The 15,625-nt window shown below is 45.6% G+C and carries 12 protein-coding genes; all 12 read right to left on the bottom strand.

What is annotated here, in order from left to right; genetic code table 11:
* On the bottom strand, positions 1-3,378 hold a 3,378-nt coding region (locus GDA45_07340), incomplete at its 3' end, for a hypothetical protein (GenBank protein MBC6414673.1).
* Positions 3,378-6,176, bottom strand: coding sequence for a hypothetical protein (locus tag GDA45_07345; protein MBC6414674.1), 2,799 nt, complete (start codon positions 6,174-6,176; stop codon positions 3,378-3,380). The genes GDA45_07340 and GDA45_07345, both read right to left, overlap by 1 nt.
* A gap of 11 nt (positions 6,177-6,187) precedes the next feature.
* Entirely contained in the window at positions 6,188-7,204 is a 1,017-nt protein-coding gene (locus GDA45_07350) for a hypothetical protein (protein ID MBC6414675.1), read from the bottom strand.
* Positions 7,205-7,212: 8 nt separating this feature from the next.
* A complete protein-coding gene (locus GDA45_07355; GenBank protein MBC6414676.1) occupies positions 7,213-7,527 on the bottom strand; it encodes a hypothetical protein in 315 nt (104 codons plus the stop codon).
* Positions 7,527-7,778, bottom strand: a complete 252-nt coding sequence (locus GDA45_07360; protein MBC6414677.1) for a hypothetical protein — start codon at positions 7,776-7,778, stop codon at positions 7,527-7,529. The genes GDA45_07355 and GDA45_07360 overlap by 1 nt, the downstream gene beginning before the upstream one ends.
* Positions 7,779-7,834: 56 nt before the next feature.
* Positions 7,835-9,010 (bottom strand): DUF5309 family protein, encoded by a 1,176-nt coding sequence (locus tag GDA45_07365; GenBank protein ID MBC6414678.1) that lies wholly within the window; start codon positions 9,008-9,010, stop codon positions 7,835-7,837.
* Positions 9,011-9,024: 14 nt separating this feature from the next.
* Positions 9,025-10,131 carry a hypothetical protein gene (locus GDA45_07370; GenBank protein MBC6414679.1) on the bottom strand — a complete coding sequence of 369 codons (1,107 nt, stop codon included), beginning with the start codon at positions 10,129-10,131 and terminating at the stop codon, positions 9,025-9,027.
* Positions 10,132-10,140: 9 nt separating this feature from the next.
* Positions 10,141-10,341, bottom strand: a complete 201-nt coding sequence (locus GDA45_07375; protein ID MBC6414680.1) for a hypothetical protein — start codon at positions 10,339-10,341, stop codon at positions 10,141-10,143.
* On the bottom strand, positions 10,322-10,633 hold the full coding sequence (locus tag GDA45_07380) for a hypothetical protein (GenBank protein MBC6414681.1): 312 nt from the start codon (positions 10,631-10,633) through the stop codon (positions 10,322-10,324). The genes GDA45_07375 and GDA45_07380 overlap by 20 nt, the downstream gene beginning before the upstream one ends.
* Positions 10,633-11,043, bottom strand: coding sequence for a hypothetical protein (locus tag GDA45_07385; protein ID MBC6414682.1), 411 nt, complete (start codon positions 11,041-11,043; stop codon positions 10,633-10,635). The genes GDA45_07380 and GDA45_07385 overlap by 1 nt, the downstream gene beginning before the upstream one ends.
* Positions 11,043-13,268: a hypothetical protein gene (locus GDA45_07390; protein ID MBC6414683.1), complete on the bottom strand. Its 2,226-nt coding sequence runs from the start codon at positions 13,266-13,268 to the stop codon at positions 11,043-11,045. The genes GDA45_07385 and GDA45_07390 overlap by 1 nt, the downstream gene beginning before the upstream one ends.
* Before the next feature lie 489 nt (positions 13,269-13,757).
* The gene (locus GDA45_07395) at positions 13,758-15,410 is read right to left on the bottom strand and encodes a hypothetical protein (protein ID MBC6414684.1); all 1,653 of its coding nucleotides are present in this window, start codon (positions 15,408-15,410) and stop codon (positions 13,758-13,760) included.
* Between the last annotated feature and the right edge of the window lie 215 nt (positions 15,411-15,625).

The raw sequence follows: 15,625 nt of genomic DNA on the forward strand, positions 1-15,625 counted from the left end.
GCGTAGAGAATCACCGTTGTTCAAGTAATCAATAATGATATTGTTACCAGCTGCTAACGTTTGAGTACCTGAAAGAGTAATCTCAAATCGTCCACGGCTATCTACTGTAGTACGAGTAGCTGTAACCTCAAGAGGCTCACGGATATCGTAGAAACCAATATCTAAAGCATCAAAGTTATTAGTACCATCGTAGTTAGTGATAGCTGCTGCACCACCTTCAAGATAAAGCGAGAGCGCTTCAATGGGGTTTGGAACCTCACTCGCAGCAAAGTTAGTTAATGTCCATTCGCCATTAATAAACTGCCAGCTTGCGCGACCCATATTAACTGTCGTTAGAGCACTAGGTAAAGGCCTATTGTCTGTAGTGACAGTGCCTGCACTCGCATCATAGAACCGTGTGACTACTTGCTGCGCATCCAAGATACCTGTATCAATCTCATCTGCGTCGATCTCAATACGGGTATTAGCACTAACATCAATAGCGTCACCTACAGCTGCCTCTGATGGAACACGATCTGTTTGACCACCATCAGCAGTACTACGAGCACTCTGAATAAACGGAGTAGTAGCAGAACCGGGAGGTACTAATCTCCACTCAGCTTCACCCTCATCAGTCCTAAGGAATTCTAAAAGCCTACCAGAGTTATCTGTTAAGTCTTCATCCGTAGTACCTGCTAAGTTTGCAGGTCCTACAACAGGCCATCCGATAAGAGCGTCAGTTAACCCAGTGCTTATCCGTGTATAGATATCAGATAAGTCAGCGCCCGGATTAGGGAATGAGATACCTGCTTGCTGGACAGAGAACTCAATAAACGCAGAACCATCATCTGTTGTTATTCGGCGATTGTTGATGTTATTAAAAGCATCATTACCAAAAAGACGAATAGTAGAACCAGTAATTTCATTATGCACTGAACCTGCTACGTTATCAATATAATCTGTTGATATCTGTGCAAGGACTCCAGCAACATCTTCTATTCCCCCATTAACAATATCAAATGTAAATGTATCTGCTACGTCAACTGTGAATGGAATATCTGTTGTTTGAATCTGATTAATAGTAATATCAAATGCAGTTACAAAATCAGCTGTTGTATCCGGACCAGTAATAACACCACCGGGATCTGTGATAGTTAATGTAGAATTTAGGTCCACTCCTAGAGGAGATGAAAAGATAAGATGATCTGTAATTGTTTCAGGGAATATTGAAAGGTTATCAATATCGGCTGCTTCAATTTGATCATTGATAAACTGATAAACCTCTTGGATACTACCGGGATTATCGATATTATCACCACCCGCACCATGGAAGGAAGGGAAGGTCATCGTAACAGGAGTTTCTACACCAAGAATATCAAAGGTGAAGTTTAATACTGTAGGATCACCAACAGCAACTACAGGGTCTCCGATGACTTCATTACTAAACCCGAAGCCCATTGAGTTGGTACCGGGTACAGAGACATCAATATCAAAAGTTAAGTTGTTAGCTTCTGCTGCACTTAAAGCATCTGGTGAGGCGACCCGTAGGGAGTCAGTCCCAACATCTACAACAGTCCACCGAACTGCTGGTGCATTAATAACTGTATCTGTTCCTGCTACAGTAGCAGTCCCGTTAAAGTATGCTTGAATAGCTTGTCTTACACGATCTCTTGTAGAGTTAGCTGCATTAGTAGCTTCAAGTGAAACAATATTATTCCGCCGCTGGCCTGTTGCATCTGTGTAGTCTATCCTTATTACGGTACCAAGAGAACCCTGTTCACCTTGTACAACATTTACGTTTGCATTGAAGTCTGATCCAAATGCGGCAGCATTAACTGTATCAGGTATAGTCTCTTGAGAACCCCCAATAACAACGTTACCAAATGCAATTGATGTTAACGTGATATCATAGTTCCCGTTAACTAATACAGCATCACTTACTATTAATCCCGGAATATTCATCCCTTGTAAAGCTGTTGCAATAGCTGGGGCAAATACAGATGCATCATCTGCAGGAGTTGTAGCATTACCCGGGTTTGTATCTACGACATAGTCGTTACCACCGAAGGTAATAGTCAGCCGGTTAGTAAACCCAATACCAGCAGGTGTATTAGTGAAGTCAGTTTCATCGGTAGTGAAGTTATCTCCCCCACCTGTACTGATAGTGTCAAAACGAACTCGTTGAGTGTTACCACCTGCAATCCATTCCATCTCAAATTGAATACGCCATGGGTCGGCATCAGTACTAAGTGTACGTGTGCCCGTTAATGGGATATCGTCTAAGTCTATAATCTGAATACGGAAACCGGGATCGCCATCAGCATTATCTGGGATATCAATAACTTCCCAGTTATCAGTCCCTAATACAGCGTTTAGCGACTGGTGTAATGTAGTTCCATCTGCTCTAGTAATACTTTGGTTAGGCGCAGTATCTGCAACACCATTAATAGCATTACGACAAATGTTACGTAACGCTTCGGGTGTACGTAGATCTGTTTGGGGATCAGCAGCTGGAATGTTTGCTTGGTTACGAGATGCTGATCCGAATTGAGCAGCAAACGTAAACGCTTCAGTTTCTCCGTTAGCATAATTAAATGTTAAGTCAAACCTAGACAAACGACATACAAGTGTATAGAAATTATCTGCAGTAAGGTCTGTAACGGGTCTGGTGAAGAAGATATTAAATCCCGAGTTAAACTGTCGTTCAACACCAAGGTTTGTATTCTCATTAATCCTAATTACAGCAGTTTCTTGTGTATTGTCTACATTAGAGGATGCACCATCTACTTCAAAAGTATTAGTATAAGGAACAGCATCTGTAGTAGCTTCACCAGATAGTACTAAGTCATCGAACTCTAACCTGTATGATCCACGTGTAGAAGTTGGTACTCGTGATGGAGACCATGTGTCTGTATCAGAGTCAAATACTAGAGAGGATCCTGAGGGAGCACTTAGATCACCCTCAACGTTACGTAACTGTTCCACGCCAAGACCTGTTGAGACACGCTCAATAACTCGGTCATTAGCTAGAGATGCGAAAGTATCCGTTTGGTCATCTTGAGTAAAGTCCTGAATAGCACGATACAAGTTAGTATCTACAAGATTCAAAATGAAGTCACCGATCTGATAATCTTCACCATCTACCAATGTACGAATTACGTCTGCATCACCACCAGTAGTGCCCTCACCAATCTCTCGCCATGTGGCATTTGTCTCTCCGGGGATAGGAGGAGCTACACCAGTAGATGTATCTCCGACTGCGAGGATATTGTAATATACCCGACCACCCTGAGAGATCACGTCTCCTCGTTGGTATGTCTCCGTTGCTGAGTACTCAGGAGTATTGTATATGAAGTCTACAAAGCGCGCATTAATAGGCGCTGTAAAGTTAATTGCCATTAATCAATCCTCACTGCCACGTTAACATCGGGGTTAACCCCGGCACCACCAATACGAAGTTGGAATACCCTATATGGAAGACCATTATTAGCACTATCATTAATAGTTCTAATATCTGTATTTGTAATCACATCTGAGAAGAAACCACCAGTACCTACCTGTAAAGTCGTAGGACTTAAAGAATCCGGCAGTGCAATTAGAATACGACCACCACCTGCAAGTTCTGCTGGGGTGAAGCTGAATACGTGAGGTAGCTCAGTAATATTCTGTTCCATCTCGTTAAGTGCTAAGATATCCGCTACTTGAACAGTATCTGTAGCATCGTAATCTGCTGTGTCTACTACCCAGTAAGATAACGCTTGAGGCGTCCTCACTGTAAATTGAGCTGTACGTTCACGTGCTGCTGTAGATAAAGTCGCATGAGATCCCTCGAGATCCGCTGAGACTGTATAATTACCAGCAACTGTTGGAACGTTAGTAAATGTAAATGTCTGAGTTGTAGCTGCTGCATTCAATACACCAGTTACTGTAGCACCATTGAATACCCCAGAGACAGCTGTGAATGTCCAGCCATCATCAATAGAAGCTTGAGTCAAAGAGACTGTAGCTGTTAATGTAGTTGGTACTGTGTCTCCAATGGTGTACCCATTGCTGCTCAGTGTCATCACCCCAGGTTGGAAACCCGGATGCTGCACTGGACGGTTATCGTCAATCAGACCTTCAATGTAATCCTCTAGGATACCACTCTCTAAGTATTGCTCTAGAGTATCTCCAAGTTGATAGAGGTTCACACCTTCATAAAATGTATCGTTTGTTGCTGCTGCATCAGCGTCAGCATCGGCTGCATAACCCAGACCGGGTAATGCTAGTCCACCGATACGACCTGCTAGTGGCAGTTGGTCTTGGATACCAGCAGCATTCTGTAAGATAAAGATTGTATCTGCACCACGTATCTGATCATCCCTCAAGCCAGCACGTAGATGTACTGCATAGGTTCCTACAGGAGGTGGAGTAGACGTAGTAACGAACATACCCTGCGAACGGTCCCAACGTAGGTCAACCCCACGGATAATCCCATTCACTGCACGCCATAACCGATCACCACCTACAGCGTACTCATAATGCTGGAAGTTACTAGCTGCATCTCCCGGTGGGACGTTGTTATATGGCATACCATCAATAGTAACTACAGTACGAGTCAGAGGGGTATATCCCTGCCATTCACCGAGTTCCAGTACCTGACTACGAGCTGCATCAATAACATCAGCTAACGTTGCGAGATCGTCTGAATCAGTAGTGGCATCAGGAATTGTACGGCCTTTAGCAAATACAAGAGATTCTAAACTTGTTTCCCGTAGGTATAGCTCATCCTCATCAATAGAGAGATGATCTTGGAATTCATTAAGCTGAGCTGATAAAGCTGCCATACCTGTTCCACCACCCATAAGGAAGGGGACATCAATAAGATCTGACGTGCCATCATCATAGTTAATAGTAAGACGCGTCAACTCTTGCGCAGTAATAACCTGATCAGTTACGTTCTGAATACTACGGCCACGTGGTCCAGTAGCTCCATCTGTGCCGGGAATACCTTGTACCCCTTGTACACCAGCAGGAACAGTGAAGTCCTGAGTAGTACCATCAGTGAAGTTAATAGTAGCAGTATAGCTAGTACCGAGAGTTGTAGTAGCAGGTACAGTAACAGAAGCAATCCCATTACCTGTAGCACCATCCATACCCGGATCACCTTGTGCTCCACGGTCTCCATCATTACCACGCTGCCCCATAGGACCAGCAGGTAAGTTGATATCAGATGTGGTACCGTCAGTAAAGGTTACTGTAGCTGTACTTGACATTCCAACAGGAGGGTTAAGTGGAGCTGTTACACTCTGGATGCCTCGACCAGCCATACCGGGAGGTCCATCAGGACCCGGACCACCGTCCATCCCGGGAGGACCAGTAAGATCAGAAGTAGTTACAGAACCAGTAGCACCATATGAGATAGTCAGTGTACCATCTCCATTATCTACTACGTTAGTAATGCCGGGACCTTGTGGGCCAACAGGACCCTCAACCCCTCGTGCTCCGGGTTGTCCACGGTTTACACGGAAGGTTTGAGTAGTACCATCAGTAAGGGTAACTGTTACGATAGTATTATTGTTAGCATCATCTACGCCAACTACACTCATCACACCTACACCATCATTACCAGTTCCTCCGGTTGTCCCCGGGGGTACATCGAAGGTCTGAGTGGTACCGTCTGTTAATGTAACAGTAACTGTAGTATTAGTTCCTACAACAGGAGCTGAACCAACCACAGACATGACACTTACGCCTTGGTCTCCTTGCTCACCACGTTGGACTATATATGTGTCAGATGTATTGTCGCTATACGATACTGTGACAAGAGTATTACCATCTGTCTGCACTACACCAGCGATATCATCGATACCACGACCGTCATTACCGGGTAAACCCATCGGTCCTTGTGGACCTTCAGAGCCTTGAGCACCGGTAGTAATTGTGAAAGTCTGTGTAGTACCATCAGTATACGTAATAGTAAGCGTAGTATTCTGACCCGGCATAGGGCTTTCAGGGTTAGCTGTGATACTTCTAATACCACGACCCGCAGGTCCAGTAGGACCTACAGCTCCACCACCTGTGGGTGTCGTAAAGGCACTGGCGAACTCACCGCCTAGGGATGAATCGTTGGTAGTGGTTAAGCCTTGCGCTTGCTCTTCAGTTGAGACTGGAGCATCGCCACCACCGAATGCACCACCTAATGAGTTAGTTGCCATATGCTACCTCCTTAAATTCTACCAAACCCGTTGTAATGGACTTGGACGTTACCACCAGATGCCTTACGAGTCTTCTCTTCCATGTTCAGTTCTTCGATTGATTCACGGAACCTGACCATATATTTCTGAGCTTGGTCATCTTCTTGTAGATAATCAAAGCTTCGGAAGAGTGCGCCATACAGAAGCACACGCTCGTTCTGATCTTTCAGCCAGTTAGCTGACTCAGTGGTTGATCGGACATACTGTCGGGGATCATGTTGATCTCCATCTGTAGTTAATACCTCAGTATATGTCCTTTGCTCTAGTCGTGACAACATCGCATAGTCTTCTTGCTCAACCAGCTCATATCCAGCGGGAGCAGTAGTATATGCGTCGTCTACTCGACTAATAGATGTAGGTACTGATAGGCGAGCATCAAGTGCTGGTAACCGACGGTAATAGTGTAACTCAAATACCATACCGGTGTTTAAGAAACCACCGAGTAGTAAGTTGTTACCATGCCGTGTCCAGAAACTCTCTGAGACCTTATCAGCGTAGAAATCGTAGAATGTACGGATATCTGTCTTCTCATTAAAGACGATATCAGACCTAAAGCTTACAGTATCAAATACTGGTAAGTAGTTAGGGTTAGCTGTAGTTCCTACGTTCTCTACTCGAATTCTGTCCTGCTCATCTCGCATGACTGAGCCACGCGCTCTGAGATGGATAAATGATACAGCATCACCCGGTACAGGGATCTCTACTGTATTATATTGAAGATTACTTGTAGGCTGAGCGATCTCACCTACAGCAATATTGCTAGCTGTTACTACGGTATCTGTCCCATCGATAACGTATGTTTCAGCTGCACCAGTGTCATTTACAACGTAATACGTCGTATGCTCCAATGGTGGAATCATCAACCTCCGATACGCCTCATCAGCTGCATACCGGAGGGATGATTGGATGATCGTGTCCGGCAATGCAGAAGAATCCCGGTTAGACCAATCACGGACTAGATCCGTTAGTTCATCATATGTGATTGCCATACACCCTCCTAATAAGACATTAAGTGCGGATACTCTGTCTTAATAATTGTTAATACCTTACGAACCTTATCACGGTCGTTCATAAACGTTTGATCGTGAATATCAATACCATACTTATGTAGGATATCAATTGCTACAATATCAGGAATAGTACAAGCTTTCTTATACCCCATATCCCTCTTATATACAGCTTCACGGTCTAGTTTAGCTTGCTCAATGAATGGCTTCTCGTCTTGATAGACTTTCCATTCTTTTGTATTCTCGTCCAGTCCTCCTGTCATTCCTCCTTCAGAGCCAACGACATGTTGATCATGCTTACTCATTATTCACTAATCGCCACAAATCGACCTGACTTACCGATATAACCTAAGGTTGCATTGGTTAGAGTCACAGCGTTGGTAGTCGCACCACCACCGGTGTTAATGAACCGAGCGTTCTGAATAGAGTAACCACTTGGCAGAGTTGAATCGATCTGTTGCCAAGTGCAACGATCAGCAGGGAATAAATTAAATACTGCACCAGTAGCTGCAGGGATACCACGATCCGCCGCGTTCTGGGCTCGAATTACCATCATATCCTATACCTCCTAATAGAATAAAAAGAAAGGGGCCCGTAGGCCCCAATCAGCGATTAACGCAAGTTGTAAATAGCACCACAACCAATGGGGTTCTTAACTTCCAACGTGCACTCTTCGACCATCATGCCGATGGTTGAGTCACCACGCTGTCCGACATCTACTTCCTGCAGAGGACGTAGAGTAGCCAGTGAGAACCACTGAGGATCGTAGACCAAAGCAGTAGCGTCTGCAGTGTCATCGTTAGCAGTAGCACTAGTTGATAGACCCATGATGTAGTTCGGAACTACCATCAAGTCACCGAAGTCTGACATGTAGATATCTACTGACTGACGCAGCTTACCATCCATATCGATGTTACGACGAACACCAGAATCAGTAACCATCAAGTCAGAGAAGTCACGGCGTAGCTTTGGAGATACCATGATCTTAGTAGCCTTACCACCTTCCTCATAGATCTTCTGCATTACACTATCGATCTCAGACAAGCTTAGTGCACGACGAGCAGCTTCGTTAACCAGTACAGGAACAAAGCGACCAGTACCAGCTTGGCTAGCGTCCTGTGCGGGGGTATCATCAGTTGCGTCCGCATCCAAGTAGTTGGTAGCACGGTCGGTAACTGCAGTGTAAGTAGCAGTAGTAGATGACAAACCTTCACAGGTTGCTACGTCGTTGATCCACGCCTGATAGCCACCGAATGAACGAGCAGTAGATGTTGATGCAGCATCAGCTACCTGATAAGTGCCGATCAAGTCACGCTCAACGTCCCGGCGCAATTCAGTACCACGCTTCTTCAGCTGGTACGCATATTCGTCTGCAACACCTGCCTGATCAATAGCACGACGAGTACCAGAGACAGCGATAGTCTTACCGTTGATCTGGGTGTAGTTACCCAAACGAGCACGGTTAGGTCCAACTACGTTGAACTCAGGACCGGTTGCCTGAGCCATACCACCTCCAAGACCAGCAGTCGAGCCCGGGATTACGTAGTCAGTACCTTCTGAGATACGAGAGTTACCCGGAGCTTGCAGTTCGTCAGTCTGCCACTCGTGGAAGATAGCAGTAGCTTTTGTCTTGCCGATAGACGACATGAAGGGGGTTTCATCACGAGTAATCATCGAGATGAAGTTTGCTAGGTCCTCGCGCTGAGAAACCGTGTTGTTTGACAGACCTGATTGGATATCAGTACCTGCACGACCTGTGGTTACACCACGTCCTGAAATAACAGCCATTATAGCCTCCTAATTTAACTTCCTAAAGATTTAGCTGCATATTGACGGAGGAAAGCCATTTGATCTTCTTGCGAAGCATCTTCTTTGAAAGCACGTGCCTTGACCATCTTATCCGCATCTTGCTTTTTCTTAGCAGCGGTTTTGGCCTTCTTAGCAGGGACAGACTTCTTCGCAGGCACAGCCTTACGCTTAGCCTCTCCCTTCTTAACACCTTGCTTGAGAACGCGATAATCGTTAAGTACTTTGACAACAGCCGGATCGGTAATGTTATCAACGACAACCTCAGGTAAGCCTTCGCCTACCGCAAAGTCTCGGATCTCTTTAGCCACGGTTTCGTCAAACCCCGGCACAAACGATTCGATGTTGTCTTGGAAGTATTCAATTTGCTTCCTCCACGCTTCCTGCTGCACGGCTTCTTGCTGTTCTTTCAGCTTAGCCTGCAAACCTTCACGTTGCTTACGAGCATTCCAATACTTCTTCTGTACCTGTTCACGCTTATCTTTTAGTTCACCTACTTCATAGGTATCACCTTCTTCACGTGCCTTCTCAATCTTTGCTTCAATATCATGGTATTCTTTAGACAGGTTCTGTTCCTGTCCCATCAATACTGCAGCTGATGCTTGGCCCAGTTCATTAACTTGAGCAAGAGCTTGTTCACGCTCTTCCTCCAGGGCTTTCTTAGCATCGCCTAGTTCACGACCTTTCTTACTAAGTGAGGCATCCGTTTGATATCCCTTTAAGAGATCTTCGAATGAGACATCCATTTCCTCGCCATCAATCTTGACTCGTACTTTGGCTTCTAAATCTAGGTCATCAGCAGCGTAGACATCAGGTTCTTCGGTAGCGCCTTCCGGGGCATCTTCTCCTTCAGTTTCCTCTACTTCTTCCTCTAGTTCCTCTTCAGCAGCTTCCTCAGATTCTTCTTGGTCGTATTCTTCTTCATCTGATTCAGCTTCGTCGAGAACTTCGTCTTGTTCTTCAGGTAGCGGTTCTGGCGCACCACCAACCTCTTGCATAAGAGGGCTGTTGGCCATAACGGCATCTAACAAGGCTTGTTCTGACATTTCGCCACTTCCATCTCCGTGATCCATATCGGGTACAGTTTGATCTTCAGTTGACATAATTCCTCCTTACTTCGCAGCTGTTTTCTTGGGAGCAGCTTTAGGTTTCATAGCTGCCTCGTAACGATCCTTCATAGCATATAAGCTTTCAAGGTGCTGCGAATTTAGTTTTGCTTTACCAGAGCTGCGCATAGCGTCGAACTCTAGTAAATTAATCATTTGAGTTACGTTATGTAGTAACTCCTCATAGTTAATCTTGTGCATTTCCATTGTCCTCCAAATGCGGTACGTTCTTGCCGTACATTTCATATTGAGCTAACTTGCTCTTAACATCTCCCAAAGCTAAGACACAAGAGTAGATAAACTCTCGTGCCTTATGCTCATGGGGCTCAGTGCGTAGGAACTGAAGATAGTAATCTACCATCAGTTCCCCGTAAGCACCAGTGAAAAACTCTTCTCGCTGTCTACTAGCGAACTCAGCTTTCACCAATGCTTCTTTAGCCTGTAAATCTGGATGCATCCCTTTCAGCTTCTTCTCAGCTGGCCCACGGTACTTTTCCATTAGAAGTTTGCTGCTAAGTTCACAGCTGCACGAGTAGTAACTGAGATGCGATTATTAGACGCATTAACAGTATCTACAGGAAACGCAGTTCCATGCGCAGTACGAGCAGTCAGAGTTAAACCCTGAGCAGCGGTGTGGTTATTAACGAGTGTGATGTCCACAGTCTCACCACCTTCTAAATGTAGTACAGTGTTAGTGAAACGTTCGGGACGATGGGTCTCAGCAGTACTTGCTGCCTCCCGGAATGCTACAGCAGCAGCGCCAGCAGCAACTGCTCCAGATAGAGTGATCTCTACACCGACCTTAGTTTCGTTTGCGATAACAATATCTGTTGTGCCAGCAGCAGCTACCGTAGCATTTGTAGTAAGAGGCGCAGCAGTACCGTCAGTGCGCAAAGTTATGATTGCCATTATTGTGGCCCTCCTTGTTGATTAGATTGAGGCGGCTGCTGAGGAGCGGGCGCCTGTTGGGTTGTTTGTAAGAGCTGATTCGCCATCATCAGGATAGTCTGATAATCCGGACGGGGTGGTAGCTCAGCCCCTTCTTTAACCGACTTAATCTGGAGGTCGGCCCACTCCTGGAAGTGTTTATCGATAGACACAGCCAATTGCTTAGCGTTGTCATCGTTAACGTTCTTAGTCTGAGCAGCAGTATAAGCGACGTTAGCTTCTGCCAATGCAGCATCAGCCTGAGCCTTACGGTTCATTAGCTCTTGCTCCATCTGAGCACGCTGGCTCTGTTCTTGGCTAGCTTGCTGCGCACGCTGCTTGAACTCGTCTGTAGTGTAGTCTTCTAAGAAGTCGTTACTATCTAGACCCATAGACTCTAGCAACATAGTGGCTAGCATAGCCGGCGCATCAGGTTTAATAACCATACCCTGGCCTTGCTGGTTTAGAGCAGGTAAGATCTGACCACCTACTTGCTGTAACTTCTGGATCATGTTAGCATTTGAGTTCTCACCCAGGTCTACGAAGATCTCGCAGTCCATATCTTTGGGTAGAGTTTTAGGATCAATAGTAGAGTATACACCCTTGAAGTTGATCTTCATCTCGTTCATGCTAGAGCGCATCATCATATATACACCTGAGCACAGACGCTTAAGTCCAGTCTCAGCAAATCGACGGGCAATATGTTGAACCCGCTTCTGAGATGCAGACTGGATAGCCTGTAGCTTAGTCTCACTATTACCAGATACGTACAATGTATCATTCAGACCTTGTGCAGCCTTAGACATACCAGTCGCCTGTTCTTTAATAAGCTGCAAATGCTCTAGCAATGGTACCGTACCTGTGGAGATTGTCTCCGGAGGCAGAGGTGCAACCGCAGCTGCGGGGTTTCCGTTAGTAGGAATGATCTGCTTCGGCTTCATATTCTGCAATGCAGAGAAATCTACTACGTTCGGGTCCGCAAGCTTAGGACTATAGTTAGTGAGATACGTATTCTCTACGAATCCACGCAGGATAGCGGTAGATGCTAGGGTAGAACTACGGGTCATGTCCGCAACAGACAGACCATAGAACTCATATGGAATATCGATCGGCGATAATGACGCCAATGGGATCATATCAACGTAATCTTCCGACAATATGTGGGAACCAGCAATAATGAAGTGCTTAAGTTCCGCAATACCGTCGCCATCACGGTCCACACGGATCCAACATTCGGTAATTGTTACTTCTCGGTTGGCTTCAAGCGGATATAGGTCCTCTGATACGCTACCTTGCCAGTATTCCTGGCCAGTCACGAACTTACGAGCCGCAATATCCTCCGAATACCGCGCATTACCCAGCCATTCTTCCGTATGACCTAGCTCATCCCACTCTTCATCGCCTATTTCGGCCGCAACTTCCGGCCACCACTTACGAATATCGCTACGAGACATAGAAACCTGGATACCAACGAACGCAGCATCGTCAATCGACTGCGCATCACGGGAAATACGGAAGGATTCCGGGGGAATATTGGTAATCTTCACCCGACTTTTGTCGATATTCTCTTTAATCTTTACATTTACGTACGTGAGTTCCGCACCACCGAGGTCATCTAACTCATTCTCGTACTCTAAATCCCCAATAATTTCCATATTGTCGTTAGCGAGGATTTCATCTAGCCGTTGCTGGGAGATTTTCTCGTATTCCATCACATCAGCATCGTAATCTTCTACATATTCCCACCGGATTATAGAGTTCTTCCAGAGAAGAGCAGACTTAATCCAGGTTTGTAGGGTTTCCCAGCCGTTGTTCTGCTTAAAAAGACAATAATTAGTTAGCTTACTAGCCTGATGAGCTGCCATATGAGCAGCAGGAGTGTCATCGTAAGGGACAAATCTAGCTAACTTCTGATTATTGAGGAATAAATCTGCTATCAAAGCTGTATAAGCCTCTACTGTTTCAGTTGTTGAGGTGTCAACAATAGTAGAAACGCCCTGTGGAGCTAGGTGAAACTCCGGTACTCCAGCGAATTCGTACGTAGATCGTAGTCGTTCGCGAGTTAGATCAGACGAATTAAGCCAATCACCTACTGAATTCTGTACTCCAGACTCAATAAGGTTGATCAGTTGCTCATCTGTCACCTCTGTTTTGTAGGAATGACCACCTCCCGCGTTGGGATATTGGCCACTATAGTCTCTAGCCATTACTTCCTCCACATAATCTTACGGGATCCTTGGAGTTCGCTCGAAGAATACTGGCCCGGTTTCGTCATCTCCCGGGCTTTTTCCTTTCCCGGCTTATCTTCCTTTTGCGGCTGAACCGCTTGTTCATTATATCGCATCTTGGATACCTCTCTATCTAACGGCAACAGCCTGAATTTGAGCCCTTTAGGCGGGCGAGACCCCCGGTGCTTCTAGGGTTACTATCCTTTGCTTCACCACCATGGTTGAATGAAGGAGAGGGTAAGGTAGCCAGAACGAATATATGCACCCTCTCAACTGCACTGTGGTTTCGTGTTCCACGCACTCCGCTCAAGAATATTGACCGACGACACTAGATGTCGGCAACGAAAATTATTAGGGAAACTCTGCTATGGCTGCTCTCACCGGTTCCTTTGCAGGTACGGCAGAGCTTCCCTAAAAATAGCATACACTCCCACCCGGTATGCTAGCGGGCTGAGGACAATGGGAAATCTAGAACCACTGGGTATCGTCAGGCTTCCACTGTGCCATCTTATGTTTCCATCCCACATTAGTATTCTGCAGGCGGTCCCAATGGGTCCGTAAGACCTCGCATCCCATGGCTAATGCCATCACAGTGTCATCATGACACCCTGGGGCTGCTTCTGTTTTTCCTGTGTCAGTAGAGACATAATCCTTCATTTCCTGGATTATCACTGCTGACGGTATCATCACTTCTTCGTTTTCAACGAGGTTTTTGAGATTACCGATGATTGCTGGCTTTGTAGCTGATGTAGTACGGAAGCCCAATCTTTCTCCTTCCTCGTTGGATACATTAGCGATCTTGGTCTGTTTGTAGAGGTTGACATACTGCATACTCTCCAACTTCTGTAGAGTTGCAATGCCCATACTGTTGCTCTCTACACACATGAACGCATTATTATAGTAGCGTCCTAAGTAGAATAGGAGTTCACCGAAGAGGGATGGGTCAACCCGGTTATCCCTGTACATAGCAACAACTCTATATTGGTTGTCTAATACTATAGCACATGAGTAGTCCTGTCCTACACCCAAAGCGACATCAGCCGCAATGATATAATTAGTGTCCCAGTCTGGGTATTCCCAGTGGACTAGCTTACCTTCTCGCATTGGATCAAACGTTTTCGAATTAACATCATACGCCGCTTGTTTAACTGGAGCCTGTGGTATAAGCTTATCGAGTTTTTCCACGTTGAAGACGTTTGCGCCTGAAACGATAAAAGCCTCATCCGCTGATGCAGGATACTCCTGTTTGAATTTGAGCTCACCACCCTCTGCAATCTTAAGTCTACGCCAATATAGTTGACCCAATGTGAGATCGTATTTCTCTTGAAGCTTCTCCTCTTCGACCGACAACTCCATTCCGTCAGGAGGGGTTCTCGTATATTCTTTAGTCCAGAACCAAGGGAGGAATATAGGTATATACTCGTTCTCCCCGGCGACAGCCCCTTTCCATAATCTATAGAATTCTCCCTGTGCACCGTTCGCAGTGCTTTCAAGGATGACTTCCGTATCGGCCGCTTGCGATATTCCCTGGAAAAGACCGGCGAGGATCTTTTCATCATGCTGCCAGAATGCAACTTCGGAGAGATGAGCGATAGTAGGCGTGGTGCCGCGACCAGCTTCCGGCGACCCCGCGGTGTAAAGACGATAACTTCCTTTTGCTTCATTATCTTTATAAGCCGGCGATCTGATAACAATCTCTTTAGCGTTTGATTTCTCCTCATCAGGCTTCAACTCCCCTGCCATATTCTTAATTAAGTTCTTAGACATATTAAAGAGAGCGTCAGATGTGGCTGAGTCGTGAGCCATCACTACAGACCTAGTATGGGATAGGAAGTAGGTTTTCCAGAACACTCGTCCCGCACAGTAGGTGGATATCCCCTGTTGCCTCGCTTTGAGGATAATAGCTCTCACCTTCCCTGTTTTACGTCTCTGTTCTTCTAATTTCTCTGTAATATAGATCTGTGCATCATTAAGTTCAAAAGGGACAAACCCTTGAGTCGCATCCTTCGTAATAATCTGTATTTGCTCCTTAGCGAACTTGGGGAAGTCCTGGGAGTATTCCTTTAATTTTTGTCTCTTCTCAAGTTCTTGGAGTAGTTCTAGTTTTTCTATCTTGTCCATAGTGTCCTCATATAACTTAGTGGGCCCCTGAGGACCTGGGAGGGCTCCTTCTCTCAGTCTATAGATAAAGTAAGGTAATATATAGGTACCCCAATAGAATCCCATGGCCCCCAATGTTCATATTGGGTCTCCATATAGGTGTCCATTGAGTATAATATATAGTTATAACAATTAATATAGCGGGAATATGGGTATATGGGTGGATATATGGGGAT

Source organism: Chromatiales bacterium (assembly GCA_014323925.1).
Taxonomy (GTDB): domain Bacteria; phylum Pseudomonadota; class Gammaproteobacteria; order Poriferisulfidales; family Oxydemutatoraceae; genus SP5GCR1.

Excerpts from the sequence above, each read along its gene's own strand:
- GDA45_07345 (MBC6414674.1), bottom strand. The coding sequence starts at position 6,176 with ATGGCAACTAACTCATTAGGTGGTGCATTCGGTGGTGGCGATGCTCCA.
- GDA45_07350 (MBC6414675.1), bottom strand. The coding sequence starts at position 7,204 with ATGGCAATCACATATGATGAACTAACGGATCTAGTCCGTGATTGGTCT.
- GDA45_07355 (MBC6414676.1), bottom strand. The coding sequence starts at position 7,527 with ATGAGTAAGCATGATCAACATGTCGTTGGCTCTGAAGGAGGAATGACA.
- GDA45_07360 (MBC6414677.1), bottom strand. The coding sequence starts at position 7,778 with ATGATGGTAATTCGAGCCCAGAACGCGGCGGATCGTGGTATCCCTGCA.
- GDA45_07365 (MBC6414678.1), bottom strand. The coding sequence starts at position 9,010 with ATGGCTGTTATTTCAGGACGTGGTGTAACCACAGGTCGTGCAGGTACT.
- GDA45_07370 (MBC6414679.1), bottom strand. The coding sequence starts at position 10,131 with ATGTCAACTGAAGATCAAACTGTACCCGATATGGATCACGGAGATGGA.
- GDA45_07375 (MBC6414680.1), bottom strand. The coding sequence starts at position 10,341 with ATGGAAATGCACAAGATTAACTATGAGGAGTTACTACATAACGTAACT.
- GDA45_07380 (MBC6414681.1), bottom strand. The coding sequence starts at position 10,633 with ATGGAAAAGTACCGTGGGCCAGCTGAGAAGAAGCTGAAAGGGATGCAT.
- GDA45_07385 (MBC6414682.1), bottom strand. The coding sequence starts at position 11,043 with ATGGCAATCATAACTTTGCGCACTGACGGTACTGCTGCGCCTCTTACT.
- GDA45_07390 (MBC6414683.1), bottom strand. The coding sequence starts at position 13,268 with ATGGCTAGAGACTATAGTGGCCAATATCCCAACGCGGGAGGTGGTCAT.
- GDA45_07395 (MBC6414684.1), bottom strand. The coding sequence starts at position 15,410 with ATGGACAAGATAGAAAAACTAGAACTACTCCAAGAACTTGAGAAGAGA.